The sequence below is a fragment of the Terribacillus aidingensis genome (assembly GCF_900215625.1).
Taxonomy (GTDB): Bacteria; Bacillota; Bacilli; order Bacillales; family Amphibacillaceae; genus Terribacillus; species Terribacillus aidingensis.
This window is the reverse complement of the sequence record NZ_OBEK01000002.1, coordinates 763,219-787,962: the sequence shown is the minus strand read 5'-3', so window position 1 is coordinate 787,962 and position 24,744 is coordinate 763,219. Positions and strand designations below refer to the sequence as shown.

Here is a 24,744-nt window from a genome sequence, read left to right as displayed (position 1 = left end):
CCGCGGTAATCCCGTCCCTATGCTGTTCAAACAGCATAAGGACGGGATTTTTTCGTCCATCCTGACGTTGATGAAAACAAGATGGAGGGAATCCAATGAATATCCAAAATATGATTTTGACATTACAAAAGCATTGGTCAGACCAAGGCTGTCTTCTAATGCAGGCATATGATGTAGAAAAAGGTGCCGGAACGATGAGTCCGATGACTTTACTGCGCAGCCTCGGGCCTGAGCCGTGGAATGTGGCTTATGTTGAGCCTTCACGCCGTCCGGCAGATGGCCGCTACGGTGAAAATCCAAACCGTCTTTATCAGCATCACCAATTCCAGGTTATTATGAAACCATCGCCTGATAATATTCAGGAACTTTATTTAGAGTCTCTTCGCAAACTTGGTATTGATCCATTAAAGCACGATATCCGATTTGTAGAAGATAACTGGGAAAACCCGACACTTGGTGCAGCTGGACTTGGCTGGGAAGTATGGCTGGATGGTATGGAAATTACACAGTTCACGTACTTCCAGCAAATCGGCGGACTAGAAGCAAAACCAGTCTCTGTTGAGATTACATATGGTTTGGAGCGTCTTGCTTCCTATATTCAGGATAAAGAAAATGTATTTGAACTTGAGTGGACAGATGGTGTGACGGTTGCTGATATTTTCAAGCAGCCTGAATTCGAGCATTCCACGTATACATTCAAGGAGTCTGATACGGACATGCTGTTCCAGCTGTTTGATATGTACGAAAAAGAAGCAAAGCGAATCATGGATCAAGGGCTTGTTTTCCCAGCTTATGACTATGTACTCAAATGTTCGCACACATTTAACTTACTTGATGCGAAGGGAGCTATCTCTGTAACAGAGCGTACCGGCTATATCGGCAGAGTGCGAAACCTGGCTAGATCCATCGCGAAGAGCTATGTAGCAGAGCGGGAGCGATTGGGCTTCCCAATGCTGAAAGAAGGAGCGGATGAGCATGCAGAATAAGGATGTATTATTCGAAATCGGTTTAGAAGAAATGCCGGCGCGTTTCTTGCCTGGAACAATTAACCAGCTAGAAACAAAAACAGCAGAATGGCTGCAAAAACTAGGTCTTTCCTTTGATAAAATAAAGGTACAGGCAACACCAAGACGTGTCGCAGTCTCTATTCTGTCTCTATCTGAAAAGCAGCCGGATATTGAAGAAGAAGTAAAAGGACCAGCACTTCGTATCGCGAAAGACGAAGCAGGTGAATGGTCAAAAGCAGCGCAAGGTTTTACACGCGGTCAGGGCGCGACTGTCGAAGATATTTACACAAAAGATGTAGATGGAACAGAATATATTTTTGTGAAGAAATTCGTTAAAGGACAGCGTGCCGAAGAGCTGCTCCCATCTTTCAAGGATGTGCTTTTAAGCCTGCACTTCCCGAAAAATATGCGCTGGGGCTCCGGCAGTTTGCGTTATGCACGGCCAATACGCTGGATTGTTGCTCTTTACGGTAAAGCAATCATACCAATGGAGGTTGCTGGAACGACAGCATCCAATTTGACGTATGGCCACCGTTTCCTTGGAGAAACAGCAGCAATTGATGAGCCGGCTAATTATGAAAAGGTATTGGCAGATCAGTTTGTTGTTGTAGATCAAGTGAAACGCCAAGAGATGATTGTTGACGGCATTCATCAATTGGAAACAGCGAATGGCTGGCAGATTCCAATTGATGAGGATTTGTTGGAAGAAGTATTGTATCTGGTCGAATACCCAACCGTGTTCCATGGTGATTATGCAGCTGAATTCCTGGAATTGCCGCAAGAAGTGTTAATTACAAGCATGAAGGAACATCAGCGTTATTTCCCTGTCAGAGATACAGCTGGCAATCTGCTTCCGCATTTTATCGGCGTGCGTAACGGGAATAGTGACCACTTAGAAAACGTTGCAAGAGGTAACGAGAAAGTTTTACGTGCAAGACTTCAAGATGCGGAATTTTTCTACGCAGAAGATAAGGCGCAGTCAATTGAGAAAAACGTAGAAAAGCTTTCTAAGATGATTTATCAAGTAGAGCTTGGCACCTTGCAGGATAAAGTCAATCGCGTGACGAAGATTGCAAGCATGATCAGTGACGCTGCAGGCGTAGACAAAGAAACTGCTGCTCGCGCTGAACGCGCAGCAAGTATTGCTAAATTTGATCTTGTGACGAATATGGTAAATGAATTCACCGAACTTCAAGGGATCATGGGTGAAAAGTATGCCCGTCATTTCGGAGAAAACGAACAGGTAGCACAAGCAATTCGGGAACAATATATGCCAAACTCTTCCCATGGCGCGCTTCCTGAGTCAACAGAAGGTACAATTGTTAGTATCGCAGACAAACTGGATACGATTATCGGAAGCATGGTCATCGGCAATGTCCCGACAGGTTCTCAGGACCCATACGGGTTGCGCCGTCAAGCAGCTGGTATTATCCAGATGCTGTTGAAAACCGATTGGCAGGTTACGGTTGAAGAACTTGTAGAGCGTACGGTTGCACTATTCGAGGAACAATCGCTCCCAACTGTCGAAAGAGAAAAATACACAGAGGATATTCGCAGCTTCTTTTATCAGCGTGCGAACCAGCTGTTGAAAGAAGATCATATAACGTATGATGTAATTGATGCTGTACTGGCCGTTCAAATTGGCAATTATCCATATGCGGTTGCCAGAGCGAAGACGCTTGAACCGCTGCGTCAAGATGAATCCTTTAAATCTGTCCAAGAAGCGCTTGGCCGTGTTATTAACTTAGCGAAAAAAGGAACAGATAAAGGAGTAGATGAGGCTCTATTCGAAAACGAATATGAAAAAGAGCTATATCGTATGCTGCAAGAAAAGCGTACTGTATACATGGATGCGGCAGCGAACAGGCAGGCGAAAGAAGCGCTGGATACACTTGCTTCATTTGCTGACAGCATCCACGCATTCTTTGACCATACGATGGTAATGGCGGAAGATGAGAAGCTGAAAACAAACCGCCTGTCGCTGTTAAATCAATTGGCTGCATTGATTTTAAGCTATGCAGATGTGACAAAAATACAGTGGAAGCAGGTCCAATGAGGGCAGTTCTTGGATAGAGGTGATGAACATGGATTTGTCTAAACGACAACAGCAAATAATTGCGATTGTAAAAGAAGCAGGTCCGATAACGGGTGAACAGATCGCGGAACGTTTGAATCTGACTCGGGCAACGCTTCGTCCAGATTTAGCGATTTTAACGATGGTCGGTTTCCTTGATGCAAGACCGCGTGTTGGATACTTCTATACAGGCAAGACAGGGTCGGAGATCATTACAGAAAAACTGATGAAATACAAAGTGGATACATTCCAATCAATGCCTATTGTCGTAAAGGAAGACGATTCTGCTTATGATGCCATCAGTGCCATGTTCCTCAGTGATGTCGGTACGTTATTTGCAGTGGACCAGGATAGTAATCTTGTTGGGGTTGTTTCTCGCAAAGATTTGCTGCGAGCTAGTATCGGAAATCAAGTACTGCAGGAAATTCCAGTCCACATTATCATGACGAGGATGCCAAACGTTGCGGTCTGCTATCCAGATGAGCTGTTGGTAGAAGCGGCCAATCGTTTGATTGAAAAACAAATCGATAGTTTGCCTGTTATCGAAAGATCGAGTGAAGCAGGTGCCAAGGTAGTTGGCCGTATTACAAAAACGACGATCACCAAAGCATTCGTTGAACTTGCAAGAAATGAACTTATGTAAATGAATCCGGGAGGGAAACCGATGGAGAAACCAATTGTCTTTGTCGTATCAGATTCGGTAGGGGAAACGGCGGAGTTAGTTGTGAAAGCGGCGCTCAGTCAATTTCACATGGATGAGCCTTTTGAATTGCTGCGCGTTCCTTATGTAGAAAACACGACGATACTAGAAGAGACGCTAAGGCAAGCCAGTGAACGGCCATCCATCATTGCATATACGATGGTGAATCCAGATTTTCGCTCATACCTTACCAATGAAGCGAAAGCTAAGGGAATTGCTTGTATTGATTTAATGGGGCCGCTTATGGATGCAATGGCGGATATGTTCCACCAGGAACCAAAGCTGCAGCCTGGTCTAGTTCACCGTCTGGATGAAGATTATTTCCGCAGAATTGAAGCGATTGAGTTTGCCGTTCGCTATGATGATGGTCGCGACCCGCGCGGTATCTCTCGTGCGGATATTGTGCTTATCGGTGTATCTCGCACATCTAAAACGCCGCTATCTCAGTATTTAGCACATAAACGATTGAAAGTAGCCAATGTCCCAATTGTCCCGGAAGTCGAACCGCCTCGAGAATTGTTCCAAGTTGACCCGGCCAAATGTATCGGTCTTCGTATCAGTCCGGAGAAGTTGAACAATATCCGTAAAGAACGTTTAAAAGCACTTGGACTTGGTGATCAAGCAAGCTATGCTAATATTGATCGTATCAATCACGAATTGGAGCATTTTGATAAGATTGTGGATCGTATTGGATGCCGCGTTATCGATGTATCCAATAAAGCAGTTGAGGAAACAGCGAACAGCATCTTAACAGTGCGCAGCCAGCTGTTTTCAGATTAAGAAAAAATAAAGTTATTGTTAAGACTTTGTAATTCATGTTGCTGAACAATCCTTTAAGGGTATCTTTTTCAAAACCAACAAAAGAGGTAACGACAGACAGACTGTTGTTACCTCTTCTGTTACGTAAGTGAATTAGATAAGGAGACTAAAACATGAAGAAAAAGCAGATTCAATCCATTTATTTAATGCGGCTATTAGCAATGTCACTAGTCGTGCTCGTTCACGTTACAGGTGCCTATGCAAGTGTATTGCCGTTTGCAAGTGATGCATATGAAAAGTACCACTTCCTTAACCGAATAATCCGGATCGAAGCAGGTTTATTTATCGCAATCACAGGATTGGTCTTCTTTTATCAATACAAGCATAAGACACTGACAAAGAAATTATGGAAAGATTACTATAAGAAGCGGGTCAGCTTTATACTGATTCCCTACATTATTTGGGCACTCATTTATGAGCTGCATAAACTGATGCTCGGTTTCGGAGATTTAAATCCGGCCGCTGTTGCTAAACGAATCTTTTTTGGAGAAAGCTATTATCAGCTGCATTTTATCTTTCTTATCGTTCAAATTTATCTTGTGCTGCCGCTGTTCATTTGGCTGGGTCACAAGGTTGCTTTCTTTAGAAAATACATGTTTGTCTTTGGCGGTTTCTTGCAGCTTGTCTATATTGCCCTTACAACATATTGGCCTGTCAGTCCGTTTCCGCTGTTTCTTCAGCTAATGGGCACGCTTCTTCTCGGCGGATGGATTGGTCTCCACTATGATAGGGAAAAAGCTAAAAGCCGCAGGTGGACAACTGCAGTTTGGTTATCTGTCAGCTTATTAGCAGGTTCTGCTATCGCAATATATTATTATAATGCTGGAACACTTAATAAAATGGAATGGGACAATATTCCGTATGAAACAGTGAACTACATCTTCTTGGCGGCTGGGTGCTATGGAATCTTCAGGCTGGCGGAGGCAATTTCTGACAGGATTTCCGTTTCCGCGATGTCCAAAATACAGCAAATTGCGAGTTATTCCTTCGGGTTTTATTTATTACATCCGCTTGTTTTAGATTATGTATCAAGAAGTATACCGGCATACAGCAACTATCTGTTTCACGTTCAAATTTTGCTGCGCTATTTTCTTACAATGGGGATTTGCTTTTTTATTATTTACCTCTTTCATCGTTTTGTTCCGTTTGCGGCACTGTTTTTTGGAAAATTACCGAGGCGGGGCCAGCAGATCAAGCAGGATAAAGCATCTTGATAATTGGTCAAAATGATGGCAATTTTAATTAGTTTGTATTATAATTGATTTTTGTGAAAAAATGTTGTTAGTATGATTTACGTGTAAATGGCAACGCTTGTGTTAAAAAGCTTTATAAAAATTTTACGAAAAAGGAAGGATTCCGCAATTTATTGTAGAATTAGTGAGTCATGAAATTGCATAAGCCTTTTGTTTATGTGGATGCGGATAGCTGTCCTGTTAAACAGGAGATTGTCTCTACATGTGCAGCCTATCACGTACCCGTACGTTTCGTAACAACAATCAATCATTTGAGCGGTGAATCTGATGAAAATTGGATCGTGCTCGATCCAATGGATCAGGCAGTGGATTGGTATATTTTAAATCGCGTTCGCCCTGGTGCGTGTGTTGTAACGCAGGATCTTGCCCTGGCTACCTTGCTTACTGCCAAGGATGTAACAGTTATTACACCGCGCGGAGAGCAGATAACGGATGCAGATGCAGATGAGATACTTTTGCGAAAGCATATACGAATCCAAAACCAGCGGCAAGGCAAACGGATAAAAGGACCTTCCAAGCTTACAGCAGCAGATAAACAAAGATTTCTTGAATTTTTTTCGTCATATTGTCGAAAAATGCAGGAATTCGACGGGCGTTGTTGAATTATATAAGTTGGTGATGTGAGATGGCTGGTACGATACCAGAGGAGTTAGTGGAAACAGTCCGTAAATCGAATGATATTGTCGACATTGTCGGCGAGCATGTTCAATTGAAAAAACAAGGCCGTAACTACTTTGGTTTGTGTCCTTTTCACGGGGAGAAATCCCCATCTTTTTCTGTTACACAAGAAAAGCAGATTTTCCATTGCTTTGGGTGCGGTAAAGGCGGGAATGTGTTCACTTTTCTAATGGAACTGCAAGGTCTTTCCTTCTCCCAAGCAGTTCAGCAGCTTGCACAAAGAAGCGGAACAGAAATACCAGACCATGTGGCTCAACAGCAGGATAGCGGCACATCTCGTGAAGAACAGACAGCCTTAGAAGCGAATGAATGGGTTGTAAAACTTTATCATAACTTGCTTCGCAATACAAAAGAAGGTAAGTCTGGCTATGAATACTTGCTCAGCCGAGGGCTAACAGAGGAAACAATTGACACGTTTAAGCTTGGCTTTGCACCGAACAGCCGGGATTTTACAGTGAAATTCCTCGACGGAAAAGGGTACAAGCCGCAAGATTTGCTTCATACCGGCCTGTTTTCGACCGATAAAGAAGGTAACCCTCAAGATCGCTTTCGCGGGAGAGTTATTTTCCCTATTCGAAATCATCTTGGAAAAACAGTCGGTTTCGGCGGACGTACTTTGGGAGATGGACAAGAACCAAAGTACCTGAATAGTGCAGAGAGCGATCTTTTCCAAAAAGGAAGAATGCTCTTCAATTTCGATTTGGCTCGGAGTGAAATACGCAAAACTGGCCAAGTTGTCGTATTTGAGGGCTATAATGATGTAATTGCCGCGTATCAAGCTGGCGTACGGAATGGTGTGGCAACGCTTGGTACTTCTCTGACTGAAACGCAGGCACGGCTATTGAAACGATATGCAGAGCAAGTTGTCATTTGCTACGACGGTGATAAGGCAGGATTTGAAGCGTCTTATCGAGCGCTGCAAATTCTGAAAAAGACAGGTAATCATGTGCGCATCGCTATGCTGCGAGACGGGCTTGACCCTGACGATTATATTCGTGAGCATGGAGCAGAGAAGTTTAAGCGCTCCATTATTGATGCCGGACTGACGGCGACGTCCTTCATGATGCAATATTTAAAACAGGACTTCAACTTATCGGTAGAAGGAGATCGTCTCCAGTATGTAGAAAAAGTGTTGGATGAGATTGCGCAGATTGAAAGCTCTGTAGAAAGGGAACACTATTTGCGGGAGCTTTCTCATGCAATGGATCTATCCCTAGAGACGCTTGCCTCTGATTTGGAGCCGCGGCTCCGAAAACGTGCTGCGAATAAGCAAGTGAGCAGTCCGGATGTGACTCCGGCAGCGAAGCAGAAATCGCGTCATTTTGAAAAAAAAATGCCATCTGCATTTCAAGCGGCAGAAAAACAGCTGTTGGCGCATATGCTTAGAACAGCGACAATTGCGGATAAGGTGCAAGAGGAAGTTGGCGCTTCTTTTATAACCGATCAGTTTCAAGTAATTGTCACACATCTGTATGCTTTTTATGAAGAAGGTAATGAAGCGGATGTCAGTCAATTCGTTTCAACATTGGAAGATCCAAGCTTGCAGCAGCTGGTCATTCAGACAGCTATGCTGCCGGTGACCGAAGATGTAAGTGACCAGGAAATCAGTGATTATATTCGTACGATTAAGCGCGAACAGGTTAATAAAACGGATATTGGTCAACTGCTTGCCGAACAGCGGCAGGCGGAACAGGAGAATGACCCGATTCGGGCAGCGCAAATAGCCATGAAGATCATGGAAATACGTAGAACTTTAAAAAGTTCTCTGTAATAATAGATAGCTTTTGATGTTTTGGAAGGAGGAGGACTAATGGCAGAGAATAAGCCAGCAGGTTCTAAAGTGAATGAGACTGAAATGACATTGGAGCAAGCAAGAGATCTCCTTGTTGAAATGGGTAAGAAGCGCGGAGTTCTCGCTTATGAAGAGGTAAGTGAGCGTTTGGCGAACTTCGAATTGGATTCCGATCAGATGGATGAGATCTACGAACACTTGAACGAACAAAATGTAGAAGTAATCGGAGAATCTGACCAAGACCCTAATATGAAGCAAATAGCAAAAGAGGAAGAATTTGATCTGAATGATCTTAGTGTGCCGCTTGGTATTAAGATCAATGATCCTGTTCGTATGTATTTGAAAGAAATCGGCCGCGTGGATCTTTTGTCAGCGAAAGAGGAGATTGCACTCGCTGAGCGAATTGAAGCCGGAGATGAAATGGCGAAACGCCGTTTGGCAGAAGCAAACTTGCGACTAGTCGTCAGTATTGCAAAACGTTATGTTGGTCGCGGTATGCTGTTCTTGGATTTAATCCAGGAAGGTAACATGGGACTAATTAAAGCAGTAGAAAAATTCGACTATCGTAAAGGTTTCAAATTCAGTACGTATGCAACATGGTGGATTCGCCAGGCTATTACGCGTGCCATTGCAGACCAAGCTCGTACGATTCGTATTCCGGTACACATGGTGGAAACAATTAACAAGCTAATCCGCGTGCAGCGTCAGCTATTGCAAGATTTAGGACGTGAACCTTCACCAGAAGAAATCGGTGAAGAAATGGAGCTTACACCAGAAAAAGTAAGAGAAATCCTTAAAATTGCGCAAGAACCAGTTTCACTCGAAACGCCAATCGGTGAAGAAGACGATTCCCATCTTGGTGATTTCATTGAGGACCAAGAAGCAACTTCTCCTTCTGACCATGCAGCGTATGAATTGCTGAAAGAACAGCTGGAGGATGTATTGGATACGTTAACAGACCGTGAAGAGAACGTTCTTCGCCTTCGTTTCGGTTTAGATGATGGCAGAACGAGAACACTGGAAGAAGTCGGCCGAGTGTTCGGCGTTACTAGAGAGCGTATTCGTCAGATTGAAGCGAAAGCACTTCGTAAGCTTCGTCATCCAAGCCGAAGCAAGCGGTTGAAAGATTTCCTAGAATAAGAAGGCTGCGCTCAGCTGTTATGCGTTTAACCGCATATGGCTGGGCTTTCTTATTGCCTTGGATACATATATTTTACAGAATCTGATAGTCGATTGCAAATTACCGCGGGAAAAAGAATAAGAGGATATATTACAAAAAATACGTATATTTGACAAAGGAGTTGGACATAATGAATGTTTTATCGTTGTCAGAGCGGCTTACAGCGGTGGCGGCACATTTGCCAGAATCGGCGCATTTTGTCGATGTAGGCTCTGATCATGCTTATTTGCCTTGCTATGTGTGCCTGCAGGATCCTTCCAGCCGTGCTATTGCTGGTGAAATCAACGATGGCCCTTACAAAAGTGCCGAAAAGCAAGTAAAGCTCCAGGGATTAACCGATCGGATTGAGGTACGCAAAGGAGACGGACTTGCAGTTGTAGAACCGAATGAAGTGAAGCAAGTTGTTATCGCTGGGATGGGCGGACCGCTGATTGCCTCCATCTTGGAACAAGGTAAGGATAAGCTTGGTCAAGTCGAACAGCTAATTGTACAGCCTAATATAGACGCCAGAGTATTGCGCAAGTGGTTTCTGGCCAATGGGTTCGAATTGCAAACAGAAGAGATCCTAGAAGAAGCGGGACATATTTACGAAGTGTTGGTGGCCGTACGAGCGGGTAAGGAACTGTATGATGAAGACGCGATTATCCGTGATAAGCAGCTCTTATTTGGTCCGCAGCTGCTGCAAGAGAAAAATGCAGCTTTCCGAGCTAAGTGGCAGGAATACAAACGAAAGCTAGAGCGAAACGTTGCAAATATGCAGCGCGCACAGCAAGTAGATGAAGCGAAGCTGGCATCTTTCAAAACAGAACTTTTATGGCTTGAGGAGGAATTGGATGACTGATAAGCGATTACGTATAGCGGATGTGGTGACGCATTTTGAGTCTTGGTGTCCGCCATCGTTGGCTTATAAGTGGGATAACGTTGGTTTGCAGGTTGGAGAGCTGCATCAAAAGGTGACAGGGGTACTAACGACTCTTGATGTAACCGAAGCAGTAGTGGACGAAGCAATCCAGCTAGGCGCAAATCTCATTATCGCGCATCACCCGCTTTTATTTGCAGCTCCAAAAAAACTGGACACCACTGCACCAAAAGGGCGCGTAGTAAAGAAACTGATGCAGCACAATATCACTGTGTATGCAGCACACACGAATTTAGATATTGTAGAAGGCGGCGTCAATGACTTAATGGCAGATGCCCTCGATTTGAAAGAGGTTCGCGTGTTTCTCCCTGAAGGGCATGACACCTACAAAAAGGTCGTCGTTTTTGTTCCCGCTACACACGAACAAATTGTAAAAGATGCGCTGCATACAAATGGTGCGGGTAACATTGGTAATTACGAAAAAGTAAGCTTTGTTTCACAAGGGAATAGTTACTTCCAGCCTAATGCAGAGGCGCAGCCTTTTATTGGAGAAGCTGGCAAGTTGGAAAAAGTGGAAGAAGTACGCATTGAAGTGCTTGTTCCAAGTAAGCATGTAAACCAAGCGGTGAAAGCAATGGTTGCTGCCCATCCTTACGAGGAAGTGGCTTACGATATATTTGCAGACGAAAAAAAAGGTAAACCTTTTGGGTTAGGACGTGTCGGTGAATTGCCTGCACCTACTACGCTGAAGGATTTAGCGGCACTCGTAAAACAGCGGTATAACGTCCCGCATGTTCGCTTTGCAGGAGATGCATCGGCCACGGTAGAGACGGTTGCAATTCTTGGCGGCAGCGGCAGAGATTACGTTGATCAGGCGCTGCAGCAGGCTGACGTTTACATCACAGGAGATTTAACCTTCCATGAAACACAGGATGCTGTGGAAGCGGGCTTGCAGCTAATCGACCCAGGCCACTATGCGGAACAGATTATGAAGAAAAAAGTAGCTGATTACGTTCAAACTGCGTTCAGTGATGTAGCAGTACATGTTTCGGAAACAGATACGAATCCATTTCAGAGCATATAAAAAACCGAGTCCAGCTGGACTCGGTTTTTTTATGCTTTTTTCACTTTTACTTTTGGAAGTATCTTTTTCGGGTCAACATTGAACTCCAATTTTACATCTTCTAAATTAGCCGGATCAAATTTTTCAATAAAGTTAATAACTTCTTTTGTTACCGGAGTAGGAGTAGAAGCTCCTGCAGTGATGGCAACTGTTTCAACGCCTTCTAACCATTCCAGTTTCAACTGAGAGAGGTCTTCAATACGATAAGCCTTTGTACCAGCAACTTCTTCTGATACTTGGGCAAGGCGGTTGGAGTTATTGCTTCGCGGATCACCGACAACCAAAGTGAGGTCAGCTTCTTTTGCCTGTTCAGCAACAGCTTCTTGGCGTACCTGTGTTGCCATACAGATCTCTTGAATCATTTCAGTTTGCGGGAATCTCTCTTTTACGAGCTGCATGACATCGTATACGTCCCATTGACTCATCGTCGTTTGATTGGTAACAATTAGCTTGTCTGCATTGAGTTCCAGCGCTTGTACGTCTTCTTCGGTTTGTACAAGGTGAACCTTGCCAGGTGCAACACCTACAGCGCCTTCAGGCTCCGGATGACCTTTTTTACCGATGTAGACAACTTCATATCCTTCAGCTACTCTTTCGCGAATAAGGTCATGTGTGCGAGTTACGTCCGGGCAAGTAGCATCCAGGACAGTCAAACCTTTTTCATGTGCGCGTTGTTTTACTTCAGGTGAAACACCATGAGCGGTAAATACAACCGTACCGCTTTCTATTTGTTCTAAAAGCTCCATTCGGTTCTGCCCATCAAGTGTGATGACACCTTCCGTCTCAAATGCATTGGTCACATGCGCATTGTGCACAATCATGCCAAGAATGTAGATTGGACGGGGCAAATTCTCATCCCGCACGGCATTCTGGGCAATTACCATAGCATCGACCACACCGTAGCAGTAACCTCGAGGTGCTATTTTTATTATGTTCATTCGCTGTGTTTCCCCCTTCTCCGTTTGCACGGTTCATCTATTTCTGGGTCTACTCTATTATAAAGGCAAATAAAGAATATGACAAAGATTGTTTATTATCCGTATGCAATCGTGCAAAATAAGACAAAGTCCTCTATAATGAAAGTAGTAAGAGAATGCCCAAAAGGAGTTACACATGAAAAATCATCATTTTAAACAATATGCGCTTCAGCCGATCATCAATGAAGCGATTGATAAACTAGGCTTTACCAAACCAACTGCAATTCAAGAAAAAGTCATTCCTGCAGTTTTGCGTGGAGAAAGTGTTATCGGTCAGTCACATACTGGATCGGGTAAAACACATTCTTATTTAATTCCTCTGTTCAGCAAATTGAAAGAAGAGGATCAAAACGCCCAATTTGTTGTGACAGCACCAACACGCGAGTTAGCTATTCAGATTTATGAAGAAGCTCGTCATTTTATAAAACTTGCTGGAAAAGAAAACGATTGGCATACAAAGCTATTTATCGGCGGTACAGATAAGAAGCGGTCAATTGAGAAACTGAAAACACAGCCGCAAATTATTATTGGTACACCAGGACGTATTTTGGATTTAATGGAAGAGCAGGCACTTGATTTGTATCCTGCTACCAGTTTCGTTGTCGATGAAGCAGACTTAATGCTGGATCTTGGTTTTATTAAAGAAGTGGATCAAATCCTAGCACGGATGAATCAAGATGTTCAGCTGCTTGTTTTCTCTGCAACAATTCCAGAGCGTCTGCAGCCATTTTTGAAAAAGTATCTGGATAATCCGAAGCATTTTGAAATTGGCGGTCATCTTTCTCCGGAAACAATGGAACACCGCTTAATTCCAATGCGTCACCGTGACGAAGCCGAATTGATTATGAAAATAGCAGGTGTGATTCAGCCGTATATGGCGATCATCTTTGTTAATGGAAAAGATGCAGCCAATCGATTAGCTGCTGAATTGACGGACAAAGGACTGGAAGTCGGTCTTCTGCATGGCGGACTGACACCGCGTGAACGAAAACGCGTGCTTCGCGACATTCAGGAACTTCGTTTCCAATACCTTGTTGCGACAGATCTTGCTGCACGCGGTATCGATATTAAAGGTGTCAGCCATGTTATCAACGCGCAGCTTCCGAAAGAGGAGCCATTCTATGTACACCGTGTCGGCAGAACGGCACGAGCTGGTTTGGAAGGAACAGCGATCAACCTTTATCATGATTATGATTTGGAGCTTATCCAGAAACTTGATAAAAAAGGTCTTGAATTCACTAACTACGATATCAGCAATGGCGAATGGAAAGAATTGAAACCATGGAACGAGCGGGTTACACGTAAGAAAACGGAATCCGATAACGAAAACCAAGCATGGAAACAAGTTCGTAAACCGAAAAAAGTAAAACCAGGCTATAAACGAAAAATGAAATATGAAAAAGATAAAATTAAGAAAAAGCTAGACCGTAAAGATCGTTTTAAACGGAAGTAAGGAGAAAGAAATTATGATTATCGGATCACATGTAAGTATGAGCGGCAAAAAAATGCTGTTAGGATCAAGTGAAGAAGCGCATTCTTATGGCGCTAATGCGATGATGATTTATACTGGCGCACCTCAAAACACAAGAAGGAAGGCCATTGAAGACCTGAATATCGAAGCGGGCCGCGCGCACATGCAAGCGCATGGTATCACCGATATTGTGGTCCATGCCCCGTATATTATTAATATTGGCAACTCCATAAAACCGGAGACATTCGAATTGGGTGTGAACTTCCTTCGCAGTGAAATTGAGCGTACAGAAGCAATCGGAGCTAAACAGATTGTACTGCATCCAGGCGCGCACGTAGGGGAGGGTATCGCAGCCGGTATCCATAAAATTATCGAAGGTCTGAATGAAGTGCTGGAGAAGGATCAGCAAGTTCAGATTGCCTTGGAAACAATGGCTGGTAAAGGATCTGAAGTTGGTTCCAACTTCGAAGAAATAGCGCGCATTATTGATGGTGTCAACCATAATGACAAGCTTTCCATTTGCTTTGATACGTGTCATACGCATGATGCAGGCTATGATATTGTAAACGATTTTGATGGTGTCCTAAATCAATTCGACAACGTAATTGGTCTGGATCGATTAAAAGTTCTTCACATTAATGATAGTAAAAATGAATGCGGAGCACGCAAAGACAGACATGAAAACATCGGCTTTGGACATATCGGTTATGATGCACTTCGATATGTCGTGCACCATGAGCAGCTGATGACGGTGCCGAAGATTTTGGAAACGCCATTTGTTGGAGAAGATAAGAAAAATAAAAAAGCGCCGTACGCGCATGAAATTGATATGCTGATGAACAACAGTTTTAATCCAAATTTAAAAGATCATATCATGGCATAAATAATACCCAGCTTGAGGTCTACCCCTCGAAGCTGGGTATTTATTTTATAATTTAATACCATGTTCTTTTGCCAGCTGCAGAAAGATCTGATGCGTTTTTTGTGCAGTTTCGGCATCCGTGATCTGTGCTAGTGCTTTTAACATTTGCATGCGGTCTGCTTCTTTGAATGGATCCAATTTGTTCTGGCGCAAAAATTGTACAATTTGAGATGCCTGCAGCTGCGTAAGCTGTACTTGATAAGCTTGGCTTTGTTCCATGATTTCTTCAACGGTTAAATTGCGCAGCTTATTCAGAACAAGCTTGTGAACAATAAAATTCATGTGAAACCTCCGCTCTAAGATGGGAATGGCCTTTGGATTCCTTTATCTACCTGGTTAGTTTATGTCCTGCGTACACAGACTAGAACCATACCTTACCCCAGATAAGGAGGATTTCACATGGATAAAGAAAAATACGAGCAAGATATTCATTCAAAAGATGATGTTGAAACAGCAGCTGAAATATCTCCAGCTGAAAACAGTTACCAGCGTTCTGCGAAAACGGAAGGAAATCAAACAACAGGTTCCGGAAAGATGTTTGGTTATATTGCTTTAATTTTATCAATCGCTTCTTTCTTTATTGCGCCGATCCTTGTCGGGGCAGCTGGTATCGTTTTTGGCGTCTTAGCGAAGCGCAAAGGTGCCAATGCACTAGGGAATATAGCTTTAATTGTAAGTATCATTGCCATTGTTCTTTCTTTATTTACAGCACCATATGTATAAAAAAATCTGACTCCAATTTGGAGTCAGATTTTTTATGCTTCTGCAGTTTCTTTTTCTGCTGCTTGCTTGGCGAAGTATTCTTGAGCAAGCTTGTCAATTTCGATTTTCAGCTCATCAACCATTGTTTCTTCCGGTACTTTACGAATTATTTCTCCATGACGGAACAATAAGCCTTCACCGCGAGCGCCAGCAATGCCGATATCGGCCTCACGAGCCTCACCAGGGCCGTTTACCGCACAGCCTAATACCGCAACCTTAATTGGAGCTTTAATCGTACTGATGTACTCCTCAACGTCATTGGCAATGCTGATCAAGTCAATCTCAATTCTGCCGCAAGTAGGGCAGGAGATAAGCGTCGCAGCGTTAGAAGACAAGTTAAAGATCTTCAGCAGCTCACGCGCAACTTTTACTTCTTCAACTGGGTCGGCACTCAAGGAAATACGCATCGTGCTTCCGATACCTTTACTTAAGATTGCGCCAAGTCCGGCTGCACTTTTCACTGTTCCGGCAAACAATGTACCGGACTCTGTTATACCAAGATGCAGCGGATAAGGGATAACCTCAGCTGCTTTTTCGTATGCTTCAATCGCTAACGACACATCGGACGCTTTTAACGAAACGATGATATCATGGAAATCGAGTTCTTCAAGAATCTTAATGTGGTGCAATGCACTTTCCACCATACCGTCAGCAGTCGGATAACCGTATTTCTCTAAGATATGACGTTCCAACGAACCAGCATTTACACCGATACGGATTGGTATACCTTTTTCTTTAGCCGCATTTACAACAGCTTCAACTTTTTCTCGTTTACCGATATTACCAGGGTTAATCCGGATTTTATCTGCTCCGCCTTCAATTGCTTTTAAGGCTAGTTTATAGTTGAAATGGATATCCACTACAAGTGGAATGTTAATGCGTTTTTTGATTTCAGGAATTGCATCAGCGGCACGCTGGTCTGGGCAAGCAACTCGTACAACTTGGCAGCCTGCTTCTTCCAATCTGTTGATTTCCGCAACAGTAGCTTCCACATCATGTGTTTTTGTTGTTGTCATCGACTGGATAACAACTTCATTTTTACCGCCGATTGTAATATCGCCTACTTTAACCGGACGGGTGTCTTGTCTGTGTATTAATGCCATTTATATATCGCTCCTTTGATTATCGCGAGGAAAAACAGAGAAATATCCTTATATTTTCCCATTATAATGCTAATACTGCTAAATTAGAAGTAACTAGGCTCAAGTTTAATAAAATCTTCATCTTGTGTAATGGGGAAAATAATAAGCTGAACCTGCATGCAGTGCATATGGATCCTTCTCCGGATTCAATTCCTTGAAATCCAGGATCACTTGTTCCATCGTAACTCGCAATTCGTGATTGTTCAACTCATTTGTAATGGAAAGAAGTGTGTCACCTTGCTTTACCTGCAGGAGGACGGGCTGAAACGTCTTTTTTACATTATTCTTTTGCGTGACTCTGTCGGGCTGTATTGGTTCATTCCCGGCAGTAGAAGCGGTGGGGATGGGGCTTCCTATCGTAAGATCCTTCCAAATACTAAGAATTAAAGCACAGCAAAATAGAAACACACCAATCCGTTTCCACATGGAAGTTCCTCCGATCCTGTTACTATTCATTCTATAAAGTATTAGATATCCGATAGAAAAAACCTTTAATATGAAACAAAAAAGCGCTGTCTTCGTATATAAATAGTAGGAGAAAGGAGCATGAAGAATGCTGGACTATAATTGGGTTTCCATATTTATGACTGGTCTTGGAACGATGTTTCTCATTGGTGAGATACTTGTAAAAGCTAGAGGAATTCTTTTCTTATTAGGTGCAGGCTTTATCGGTACGTTCTTTATTAGCTATCTCGACCCATCTGCAATTTGGTATATGCTGCCGCTTTACTTTGTTGGGATGCTGCTGATTATTATCGATGGAAAATTACTGAATGATGGCACGCTTAGTGTAATAGGATTGTTAACCATGCTGTTGACGGTTGGATTTACTGCGCCAAATTGGACAGCCGGCATATATGCAATCATAGGCGTCATTATTGGCGCGTTCGCTTCTTTCCTTTTCTTGAAGGCATTTCCGAAAAGAGACATGTGGGGCAAGATTACGCTTTTGGACTCACTAAGCTCCGACAAAGGCTACAATAGCGTAAACGAAACATATGCAGCGCTTTTGGAGCAAGAAGGCGAAACAATTACCGATATGCGTCCTTCTGGTACTATTCGAGTGGATGGCCGGGAATTGAGCGCCATAACAGATGGAAAATGGCTGGATCGCGGTACCCGAATTAGAGTGAAGCATGTTAGCGGGGCAAGAATACTAGTAGAAAAAGTAGAGCTGTAATCAGGAAATTAACCAAATAAAGTAATTTTAATCGTAAATTTCCTAACAAGACCTTTACAACCCTTCAAACTAATTTAATAATTAAGAGGGAATATTTGAGAAGGGAAGGAAGGCTTGTATTGTCTAATTGGGAATATATCATCTTTGAATTTATAGGCGGCTTAGGCTTGTTTCTCTTTTCCATCCGCTATTTAGGCGATGGATTACAGCGAGCATATGGCAAGCAGCTGCAACTGGCAATGCACAGATTTACGGTCCATCCGCTAATTGGAATTCTTTCCGGGCTTATTGTAACAGTACTCGTTCAGAGCAGCACGGCGACCAGTATTTTGGTTGTCGGGTTAGTGAATGCGGGGTATCTAACATTAAGACAGGCTATTTCTGTTATTATGGGCGCAAATATTGGTACAACATTAACTGCCTTTTTTATTGGAATTAACTTAATTCAATTTGGTCTTCCGATCATGTCGGTCGGGGCGTTTTTGATTTATTTCTTTACAAATCAGCGAACACAGCAAATTGGTAAAGTGCTGTTTGGAGCGGGCGGCATTTTCTTTGGTCTGACGCTGATTGGCGACGGATTGCATCCTATCCTGCATATAGAGGCATTTCAATCTTTATCTGCCAGTATGCACAGCAATCCAATTGCTGGTGCGGCAATTGGTACCTTTATGACAATTGTTGTGCAAAGCAGCGGCGCTACTGTAGCGATTCTTCAAGAGCTGTATGCACAAAATGGTATTGATTTACAAGGAGCTTTGCCGGTATTGCTAGGAGATAATCTCGGCACAACATTAACAGCCATGCTAGCCGCAATCGGAGCTACCGTCCAGGCAAAGCGAGCGGCGCTAAGCCATGTGCTGTTCAATGCAATTGGTGCAGTAATTTTCCTGTTGATTCTGCCGTTATTCGTAGATGTTGTTGCCTGTATGCAAGGCATATTCAACTTGAATGACAAATTAACTATTGCCGGAGCGCATGGACTATATAATATTGCAAATACATTTATATTGCTTCCGTTCCTCGGTTTCTTCGTTTGGCTTATTACAAAAGTGATCCCAGGAGAAGAAGAGCGGCCGATGGCACTGACAAATCATCTGGATCCGTTATTCATCCAGCAGTCTCCTGTGCTGGCATTGGAACAAGCAAAACTGGAAGTTTTACATATGGGAAGATTAGCAGTGGACGGCTTAGAACAGGCCAGTACATATGCGAACAACCATGAGAGGCAATTTGCAGACCTTGCCATGCAGCTGGAGAAGGAAGTCAATCGCAAGGACCGTGAAATTACCGACTATCTTTCTAAAATTTCTACAAATACGCTTTCTGATGAGGAGAGCACCAGGCATGCAGCCTTGCTGGATGCTATTCGGGATATTGAACGTATCGGAGACCATTTCGAAAATATTGTTGAATTTGTCGACTTTCAAATATCAAGTAATATTAAATTAACCAGAGAAGCGCAGCAGGAACTTAACAGCATGTTTGATTTGACAATTATCACAGTGAAACAGGCAGTGGAGGCGCTGGACAAACAAGATCGGGAAGTTGCCATTGCGGTATTGCAGAAGGAAGATCAAATTGACAGGATGGAACGCAGCCTGCGCAAAACGCATCTGATTCGATTGAATGAAGGAAAGTGCACTGGTTCTGCTGGAATAGTTTTCGTAGATATTATTAGTAACTTGGAACGTATCGGAGATCATGCTGTAAACATTGCGCAGTTGATTCTGAACGAGTAGACAGAGAGCCAAACTCTCTGTCTTTTTATAATTTTCTCTTGTAATGAAGGAAAGGACATGCTATAGTATTCCTGTCAGTTAAAAGGACGCAAAAATTATAACAAAAACTTATAGAAAAAAGATTGACAAGTTATCGAATGCATGATAAATTATATATCGTCGCTAATACATAACATATTAATTATTCCACAGTAGCTCAGTGGTAGAGCTATCGGCTGTTAACCGATCGGTCGCAGGTTCGAATCCTGCCTGTGGAGCCATGGCGGTGTAGCTCAGCTGGCTAGAGCGTACGGTTCATACCCGTGAGGTCGGGGGTTCGATCCCCTCCGCCGCTACCATAAATCTTAATAATTTGTAACATGGCGGTTGTGGCGAAGTGGTTAACGCACCGGATTGTGGCTCCGGCATTCGTGGGTTCAATCCCCATCAATCGCCCTTGAAAAAATGTATTGGACCCTTAGCTCAGTTGGTTAGAGCTATCGGCTCATAACCGATCGGTCGCAGGTTCGAGTCCTGCAGGGTCCACCATACGATTTTTAACTTTATATTGCAACGCGGAGGAATACCCAAGTTTGGCTGAAGGGATCGGTCTTGAAAACCGACAGGGGCTTAACGGCTCGCGGGGGTTCGAATCCCTCTTCCTCCGCCATTTTGGCTCGGTAGCTCAGTCGGTAGAGCAACGGACTGAAAATCCGTGTGTCGGCGGTTCGATTCCGTCCCGAGCCACTCCAGTAACAGCTGTTCAAAGGAACAGCTGTTTTTTTGTTCCGAAACTAAAGCTGCGGGTATTTCATGAAGGACTGCGTGCAAAATACTTGCCGTTTCAGACAAGCTTTGGTACGCTTTACGAAAAGGTGATAACCTTTGATTACATATCACTTAAGGAGGAATAATCATGGCTAGATTTGAACTACCAGAATTGCCTTACGCATACGACGCACTTGAGCCTCATATCGATAAGGAAACAATGAACATCCACCATACGAAACATCACAACACATATGTGACAAAGTTAAACGGTGCAATCGAAGGAAAAGCTGACTTAGAAAGCAAATCCCTAGAAGAACTTGTTGCAGGTGTGAATGACCTTCCTTCTGACGTACAAACAGCAGTTCGCAACAACGGCGGCGGTCACTACAACCACAGCCTATTCTGGAAGCTTCTTTCCCCGAATGGCGGCGGAGAGCCTACTGGCGAAGTAGCTACTGCAATTGCTAACAAATACGGTACACTAGATAAATTCAAAGAAGAATTCGCAGCAGCAGCAGCTGGCCGTTTCGGTTCCGGCTGGGCATGGCTTATTGTAGAAAACGGCGAAGTTGATATCGTATCAACTCCAAACCAAGATAACCCAGTAATGGATGGTAAAACACCTATTCTTGGACTTGATGTTTGGGAGCACGCTTACTACTTGAAATACCAAAACAAACGTCCGGATTACATCAGTGCTTTCTGGAATGTTGTAAATTGGGATGAAGTAGAGCGCTTGTACCGCGAAGCTAAATAAGTAACAAAAAAGACATCAGCTAAAAAGCTGGTGTCTTTTTTTGTGCATATCTCCTTTTCATTAGAAAATACTAACTAGAAGTAAAAGGAGATGGCATTATGAAGCCGAACTTATTTACCATGGATTCGAGCAGAAAAGAACTGAATATGCTCCTTATTATCGGAGCGCTTTATTCTCTAGGGATTTTCCTATCGAACACGTTTGTTAATATTTACTTATGGAAGCAGACAAATGATTTAGTTAACATCGCCATGTATAACTTGGCAATTTATGTGGCGCAAGCCATACTGTTCACCTTATCCGGGCGCTGGGCTAAGCGGATTGACCGCATCATCATACTTCGTATCGGCGTCGTTTTCCTCAGCATCTTTTTCCTTCTTGTTTTGTTTACCGGAGAGAAAGCTGCCACTTATAATGTACTGCTTGGTACCGTGCTAGGTATTGGTTATGGCATGTATTGGCTGGCTTACTCCGTATTAACATTTGAAGTGACAGAACCGGAGACGCGTGACTTCTTTAATGGTGTATCTGGTTTACTGCAATCATTTACAGGTATGATTGGACCATTTGTAGCTGGGTATATCATCACCAGGATGAACAATAGCCATGGCTATACGCTGATATTTGCTGTGAGTTTTGTCCTTTTTCTTTTGGCTGTTATATGTACAGCGGGGCTTGGCAGAAGAAGGGCAGAAGGGAAATTCGGCCTCAAGCTTGCATGGAAAGAAATAGGGCGTGATCCAGCTTGGCGCAATATTGTTGTTGCGCATGTTTTTCAAGGAATAAGAGAAGGAATTTATACGTTCATCATTTCCGTATGGATTTTTATAGTCACCAACAGCGAGCTGTCACTTGGTACATTCAATCTGGTGTATTCCGCTTTTTCATTAATCTTCTATTATATAGCAACTCGGTATATCAAAAGTCCGCAGCGAAAAATGGCAATTTTCTTAAGCGGTGTCGCTTTGTCGTTAAGTATTGTGTTATTGCTCGTAAAACTGAATTTTACTACTTTGTTGATATATGCAGCATTAATAGGCGCATTTTACCCAGTTCTTTATGTGCCTTACTTATCCCTATCTTATGATGTTATTGGCAAAGCGAAAGATGCTAGAAGTTTACGGGTCGAGTACATTGTTTTAAGTGATGCAGCTACAAATGCAGGAAGGATCTTGTCCGTTCTGGCACTGCTGGTTGGGATGGGTATTTGGAAGGATGCTTCTATTCCATACTTGATGCTCCTGTTAGGAGCTGGACCGTTTTTCATATACTACTTTACCAGGCGTATTACCAGCTTTGCCGCAGAACCCTCCATCAAAAAGCTGCCTAAAAACGAAATTGCTGGGGATGACAAACGCTGACAGACTTTAGTAGAAGGAGACGGAAGTTGATGATATAATGGGAGCAGTATGTAAGAATGGGGGAACATTATGTCTAAAAAAAGGAAGAAAAAGCGTGCACTGCTTCCTTTCCGTCTCAATGTCTTGTTTGCAATCGTTTTCCTGCTGTTCTCTGCTTTGATTCTGCAGCTTGGAGTAGTGCAGATCATCAACGGAGAAGAACACCAGGCAGTCCTAGAAAAAACAACAAACGATATAGCAGAAATATCTGTTCCGCGCGGTATGATTTATGATAGCGAAGGGAAAGTAATTGTCGGCAATGAACCTGTTTATTCAATTACTTATACACCGCCTAAGAATGGTGACTCCGCTGACGAACGATTAGAACTTGCAAAACAGCTAGCGGATATCATTAAGATGGATGATGAAGCAATTGAGAAGATTACCGAGAGGGAATATAAGGAATATTGGTATCTTCTGAATACAAAAGAAGCTAACAGCAGAATAACTGCTGCTGAAAAAGAGTCGCTTGATGATAGTGAAATCTATAATCTGACGCTCGAGCGTATCACGGAAGCGGATTATAAAGAGCTCATGACCGATGATCAGGCAAAGCAAATCATTGCAATAAAGCGTGAACTAGACAGTGCCACAGAGCTTGTTCCTCATGTCATAAAAAATGAAAATGTTACGGAGAAAGAATACGCAACCATAGCAGAAAATATGGGGCAAATGGCAGGCATCAATGTTGCCACCGACTGGAAACGCTACTATCCATATGAGGGATCTCTCCAAGGTGTTCTTGGCAGTATCAAAACAGGAATACCGCAAGGAGAAGAGGATTATTATAAATCCCGGAATTATCAGCTGAATGACCGAATTGGTACAAGCGGCCTGGAAATGGAATACGAAAGCCTGCTTAAAGGCGATAAAAAACGTGTTCGTTATATAACAGACAATAATAACAATATTGTCTCTCAGGAAGTCATTTCGGAAGGACAGCGCGGACAGGATCTGCAGCTTTCCATTAATATGGACTTTCAGAAAGAATTGGATAAGATTGTACGGGAAGAGTTGAAAGGTGCTATTAACAAATATCCCGGTGCCAACCGCTACCTGGAAAATGCAATGGCTGTCATGCTTAATCCTAATACGGGTGAGATATATGCAGCCAGCGGACAGCATTACAATCGAGAAGACAATAAGTATGAGTCTGCTGATATGAATACTGTATTTACCGCTGGAGCGGTTGGATCCACTGTTAAAGGAGCGACATTGCTTGCTGGGTATCAGGAAGGCGTAATAGATCCAGGGAAAAGTTTTTATGATACCCCAATGAAAATTAAGGGTACACCAGAGAAAAAATCATACAAGAATATGGGATTGATTAATGATTTAGAAGCATTGCAAATGTCTTCTAACGTATATATGTTTAATGTTGCATTGCGAATTGGGGGAGAGTACAACTATCAGAAAAATCAATCTGTTTCATTTAATCAAGACGCTTTCCGTATTTTACGTAATTACTATAATCAAGTCGGACTTGGAGTAGAAACTGGCATAGATTTGCCTTCTGAGTCTGTTGGGTACGTCGGATCAAAAGGTCAAGCCGGTAACCTACTTGACTTCTCTATCGGTCAGTTTGATACTTATACTACAATGCAGTTGGCCCAGTATGTCTCTACAATAGCTAATGGTGGTTATCGAATTAAGCCACATTTTGTCAGCGAAATACATGATCCCTCTAATGAAAAAGACAAGTTGGGACCACTTGCAAAGACAAAAAATCCAGAGGTGCTGAATAAGATTACAGCAACTGAAGAGCAAATAAATCGGATTAAAAAAGGATTTAAAATGGTGTTCCAAACACCAAGAGGCACAGCTTACAGCCACCTGAGCAATGAAGCAAAAACGTATGATATATCAGGTAAAACAGGAACTGCACAGACAAGTATTGATGGCACTGATTTAGAGAATTGGACTTTGATTGGCTACGCAGATTCTGAAACACCGGATATTGCGTTTGCTGTTATGGTTCCGAACCTCGGCATAATTAGCGGCGGCCAGCAGTATCCAATTACCTACAATATCGTTAACCGTGCACTAGAATATTACTACGAGCACACAGCGCCAGACGACAAAGATAAAGAAGAAGCTGAATAAAGTATTACCGAAGAAGCACCCGAACAAACGGGTGCTTCTTCTTTTTTTCTACA

At 43.0% G+C, this 24,744-nt stretch carries 22 protein-coding genes and 6 tRNA genes; 24 read left to right on the top strand and 4 right to left on the bottom strand.

The features are described 5' to 3' along the window. Nucleotides 1–95 precede the first annotated feature (95 nt). The 10 genes from glyQ (at nt 96) to CRO17_RS09265 (ending at nt 11,446) form a co-directional block, all read left to right on the top strand. Nucleotides 96–986: a glycine--tRNA ligase subunit alpha gene (gene glyQ, locus CRO17_RS09310; protein ID WP_038561406.1), complete on the top strand. Its 891-nt coding sequence runs from the start codon at nt 96–98 to the stop codon at nt 984–986. Then, on the top strand, nt 976–3,063 hold the full coding sequence (glyS, locus tag CRO17_RS09305; RefSeq protein WP_097041501.1) for a glycine--tRNA ligase subunit beta: 2,088 nt from the start codon (nt 976–978) through the stop codon (nt 3,061–3,063). The genes glyQ and glyS overlap by 11 nt, the downstream gene beginning before the upstream one ends. Nucleotides 3,064–3,091: 28 nt before the next feature. Beyond that, complete coding sequence (ccpN, locus tag CRO17_RS09300; RefSeq protein ID WP_097041499.1) at nt 3,092–3,724, top strand: transcriptional regulator CcpN; 633 nt, start codon at nt 3,092–3,094, stop codon at nt 3,722–3,724. Between the two features lie 21 nt (nt 3,725–3,745). After that, nucleotides 3,746–4,561, top strand: a complete 816-nt coding sequence (locus CRO17_RS09295) for a pyruvate, water dikinase regulatory protein (protein WP_097041497.1) — start codon at nt 3,746–3,748, stop codon at nt 4,559–4,561. A gap of 152 nt (nt 4,562–4,713) precedes the next feature. Further along, on the top strand, nt 4,714–5,814 hold the full coding sequence (locus CRO17_RS09290; protein WP_097041495.1) for an acyltransferase: 1,101 nt from the start codon (nt 4,714–4,716) through the stop codon (nt 5,812–5,814). 170 nt (nt 5,815–5,984) lie between these two features. Then, entirely contained in the window at nt 5,985–6,455 is a 471-nt protein-coding gene (locus CRO17_RS09285) for a YaiI/YqxD family protein (protein WP_097041493.1), read from the top strand. A 23-nt stretch (nt 6,456–6,478) separates the two neighbouring features. After that, the gene (gene dnaG / locus CRO17_RS09280) at nt 6,479–8,302 is read left to right on the top strand and encodes a DNA primase (RefSeq protein ID WP_097041490.1); all 1,824 of its coding nucleotides are present in this window, start codon (nt 6,479–6,481) and stop codon (nt 8,300–8,302) included. A 39-nt stretch (nt 8,303–8,341) separates the two neighbouring features. Beyond that, complete coding sequence (rpoD, locus tag CRO17_RS09275) at nt 8,342–9,463, top strand: RNA polymerase sigma factor RpoD (RefSeq protein WP_097041487.1); 1,122 nt, start codon at nt 8,342–8,344, stop codon at nt 9,461–9,463. Between the two features lie 170 nt (nt 9,464–9,633). Further along, nucleotides 9,634–10,344, top strand: a complete 711-nt coding sequence (locus tag CRO17_RS09270; protein WP_097041485.1) for a tRNA (adenine(22)-N(1))-methyltransferase — start codon at nt 9,634–9,636, stop codon at nt 10,342–10,344. After that, a complete protein-coding gene (locus CRO17_RS09265; protein ID WP_097041483.1) occupies nt 10,337–11,446 on the top strand; it encodes a Nif3-like dinuclear metal center hexameric protein in 1,110 nt (369 codons plus the stop codon). Before CRO17_RS09270 ends, CRO17_RS09265 begins: the two co-directional genes overlap by 8 nt. Before the next feature lie 29 nt (nt 11,447–11,475). Here CRO17_RS09265 and CRO17_RS09260 read toward each other — a convergent pair whose 3' ends face one another. Continuing rightward, the gene (locus CRO17_RS09260) at nt 11,476–12,423 is read right to left on the bottom strand and encodes a 4-hydroxy-3-methylbut-2-enyl diphosphate reductase (protein ID WP_097041481.1); all 948 of its coding nucleotides are present in this window, start codon (nt 12,421–12,423) and stop codon (nt 11,476–11,478) included. A 175-nt stretch (nt 12,424–12,598) separates the two neighbouring features. Here CRO17_RS09260 and CRO17_RS09255 point away from each other — a divergent pair, with 175 nt between their 5' ends. Both CRO17_RS09255 and CRO17_RS09250 read left to right on the top strand, forming a co-directional pair. After that, nucleotides 12,599–13,915, top strand: coding sequence for a DEAD/DEAH box helicase (locus tag CRO17_RS09255; RefSeq protein ID WP_097041479.1), 1,317 nt, complete (start codon nt 12,599–12,601; stop codon nt 13,913–13,915). A 10-nt stretch (nt 13,916–13,925) separates the two neighbouring features. Further along, the gene (locus tag CRO17_RS09250) at nt 13,926–14,816 is read left to right on the top strand and encodes a deoxyribonuclease IV (RefSeq protein WP_097041476.1); all 891 of its coding nucleotides are present in this window, start codon (nt 13,926–13,928) and stop codon (nt 14,814–14,816) included. Nucleotides 14,817–14,861: 45 nt separating this feature from the next. Here the strand turns inward: CRO17_RS09250 and CRO17_RS09245 are convergent, their stop codons facing one another. Then, nucleotides 14,862–15,137: a DUF2624 family protein gene (locus CRO17_RS09245; protein ID WP_097041474.1), complete on the bottom strand. Its 276-nt coding sequence runs from the start codon at nt 15,135–15,137 to the stop codon at nt 14,862–14,864. Between the two features lie 117 nt (nt 15,138–15,254). On the opposite strand from CRO17_RS09245, the gene CRO17_RS09240 reads away from it, so the two are divergent. After that, a complete protein-coding gene (locus CRO17_RS09240; RefSeq protein WP_097041472.1) occupies nt 15,255–15,578 on the top strand; it encodes a hypothetical protein in 324 nt (107 codons plus the stop codon). Between the two features lie 32 nt (nt 15,579–15,610). Here CRO17_RS09240 and ispG read toward each other — a convergent pair whose 3' ends face one another. Both ispG and CRO17_RS09230 read right to left on the bottom strand, forming a co-directional pair. Beyond that, nucleotides 15,611–16,720: a flavodoxin-dependent (E)-4-hydroxy-3-methylbut-2-enyl-diphosphate synthase gene (gene ispG / locus CRO17_RS09235; protein ID WP_097041470.1), complete on the bottom strand. Its 1,110-nt coding sequence runs from the start codon at nt 16,718–16,720 to the stop codon at nt 15,611–15,613. A 117-nt stretch (nt 16,721–16,837) separates the two neighbouring features. Then, nucleotides 16,838–17,185, bottom strand: a complete 348-nt coding sequence (locus tag CRO17_RS09230) for a LysM peptidoglycan-binding domain-containing protein (RefSeq protein WP_097041469.1) — start codon at nt 17,183–17,185, stop codon at nt 16,838–16,840. Between the two features lie 127 nt (nt 17,186–17,312). On the opposite strand from CRO17_RS09230, the gene CRO17_RS09225 reads away from it, so the two are divergent. The 11 genes from CRO17_RS09225 to CRO17_RS09175 all read left to right on the top strand — a co-directional run bounded on the left by CRO17_RS09225 (nt 17,313) and on the right by CRO17_RS09175 (nt 24,691). Beyond that, on the top strand, nt 17,313–17,939 hold the full coding sequence (locus CRO17_RS09225; RefSeq protein WP_097041467.1) for an NfeD family protein: 627 nt from the start codon (nt 17,313–17,315) through the stop codon (nt 17,937–17,939). Nucleotides 17,940–18,058: 119 nt separating this feature from the next. Continuing rightward, entirely contained in the window at nt 18,059–19,681 is a 1,623-nt protein-coding gene (locus tag CRO17_RS09220; RefSeq protein WP_245864741.1) for a Na/Pi cotransporter family protein, read from the top strand. A 185-nt stretch (nt 19,682–19,866) separates the two neighbouring features. Next, nucleotides 19,867–19,941 (top strand) — tRNA-Asn (locus CRO17_RS09215). A 1-nt stretch (nt 19,942) separates the two neighbouring features. Continuing rightward, a tRNA-Met gene (locus tag CRO17_RS09210) sits at nt 19,943–20,019 on the top strand. Nucleotides 20,020–20,043: 24 nt separating this feature from the next. Further along, nucleotides 20,044–20,116, top strand: a tRNA-His gene (locus CRO17_RS09205). 16 nt (nt 20,117–20,132) lie between these two features. Beyond that, nucleotides 20,133–20,209, top strand: a tRNA-Ile gene (locus tag CRO17_RS09200). A 28-nt stretch (nt 20,210–20,237) separates the two neighbouring features. Continuing rightward, nucleotides 20,238–20,330: transfer RNA gene (locus CRO17_RS09195), tRNA-Ser, on the top strand. A 4-nt stretch (nt 20,331–20,334) separates the two neighbouring features. Next, nucleotides 20,335–20,407 (top strand) — tRNA-Phe (locus CRO17_RS09190). 169 nt (nt 20,408–20,576) lie between these two features. Continuing rightward, complete coding sequence (locus CRO17_RS09185; protein WP_097041463.1) at nt 20,577–21,188, top strand: superoxide dismutase; 612 nt, start codon at nt 20,577–20,579, stop codon at nt 21,186–21,188. Nucleotides 21,189–21,286: 98 nt separating this feature from the next. Then, on the top strand, nt 21,287–22,549 hold the full coding sequence (locus CRO17_RS09180) for an MFS transporter (RefSeq protein ID WP_097041460.1): 1,263 nt from the start codon (nt 21,287–21,289) through the stop codon (nt 22,547–22,549). A gap of 69 nt (nt 22,550–22,618) precedes the next feature. Further along, a complete protein-coding gene (locus CRO17_RS09175; RefSeq protein ID WP_097041458.1) occupies nt 22,619–24,691 on the top strand; it encodes a peptidoglycan D,D-transpeptidase FtsI family protein in 2,073 nt (690 codons plus the stop codon). The last annotated feature ends 53 nt before the right edge of the window (nt 24,692–24,744 follow it).

Excerpts from the sequence above, each read along its gene's own strand:
- glyS (WP_097041501.1), top strand. The coding sequence starts at position 976 with ATGCAGAATAAGGATGTATTATTCGAAATCGGTTTAGAAGAAATGCCG.
- ispG (WP_097041470.1), bottom strand. The coding sequence starts at position 16,720 with ATGGCATTAATACACAGACAAGACACCCGTCCGGTTAAAGTAGGCGAT.
- CRO17_RS09270 (WP_097041485.1), top strand. The coding sequence starts at position 9,634 with ATGAATGTTTTATCGTTGTCAGAGCGGCTTACAGCGGTGGCGGCACAT.
- CRO17_RS09265 (WP_097041483.1), top strand. The coding sequence starts at position 10,337 with ATGACTGATAAGCGATTACGTATAGCGGATGTGGTGACGCATTTTGAG.
- CRO17_RS09290 (WP_097041495.1), top strand. The coding sequence starts at position 4,714 with ATGAAGAAAAAGCAGATTCAATCCATTTATTTAATGCGGCTATTAGCA.
- CRO17_RS09240 (WP_097041472.1), top strand. The coding sequence starts at position 15,255 with ATGGATAAAGAAAAATACGAGCAAGATATTCATTCAAAAGATGATGTT.
- CRO17_RS09180 (WP_097041460.1), top strand. The coding sequence starts at position 21,287 with ATGAAGCCGAACTTATTTACCATGGATTCGAGCAGAAAAGAACTGAAT.
- CRO17_RS09185 (WP_097041463.1), top strand. The coding sequence starts at position 20,577 with ATGGCTAGATTTGAACTACCAGAATTGCCTTACGCATACGACGCACTT.
- dnaG (WP_097041490.1), top strand. The coding sequence starts at position 6,479 with ATGGCTGGTACGATACCAGAGGAGTTAGTGGAAACAGTCCGTAAATCG.
- CRO17_RS09230 (WP_097041469.1), bottom strand. The coding sequence starts at position 17,185 with ATGTGGAAACGGATTGGTGTGTTTCTATTTTGCTGTGCTTTAATTCTT.
- rpoD (WP_097041487.1), top strand. The coding sequence starts at position 8,342 with ATGGCAGAGAATAAGCCAGCAGGTTCTAAAGTGAATGAGACTGAAATG.
- CRO17_RS09225 (WP_097041467.1), top strand. The coding sequence starts at position 17,313 with ATGCTGGACTATAATTGGGTTTCCATATTTATGACTGGTCTTGGAACG.
- CRO17_RS09255 (WP_097041479.1), top strand. The coding sequence starts at position 12,599 with ATGAAAAATCATCATTTTAAACAATATGCGCTTCAGCCGATCATCAAT.
- glyQ (WP_038561406.1), top strand. The coding sequence starts at position 96 with ATGAATATCCAAAATATGATTTTGACATTACAAAAGCATTGGTCAGAC.
- CRO17_RS09260 (WP_097041481.1), bottom strand. The coding sequence starts at position 12,423 with ATGAACATAATAAAAATAGCACCTCGAGGTTACTGCTACGGTGTGGTC.
- CRO17_RS09175 (WP_097041458.1), top strand. The coding sequence starts at position 22,619 with ATGTCTAAAAAAAGGAAGAAAAAGCGTGCACTGCTTCCTTTCCGTCTC.
- ccpN (WP_097041499.1), top strand. The coding sequence starts at position 3,092 with ATGGATTTGTCTAAACGACAACAGCAAATAATTGCGATTGTAAAAGAA.
- CRO17_RS09295 (WP_097041497.1), top strand. The coding sequence starts at position 3,746 with ATGGAGAAACCAATTGTCTTTGTCGTATCAGATTCGGTAGGGGAAACG.
- CRO17_RS09245 (WP_097041474.1), bottom strand. The coding sequence starts at position 15,137 with ATGAATTTTATTGTTCACAAGCTTGTTCTGAATAAGCTGCGCAATTTA.
- CRO17_RS09285 (WP_097041493.1), top strand. The coding sequence starts at position 5,985 with ATGAAATTGCATAAGCCTTTTGTTTATGTGGATGCGGATAGCTGTCCT.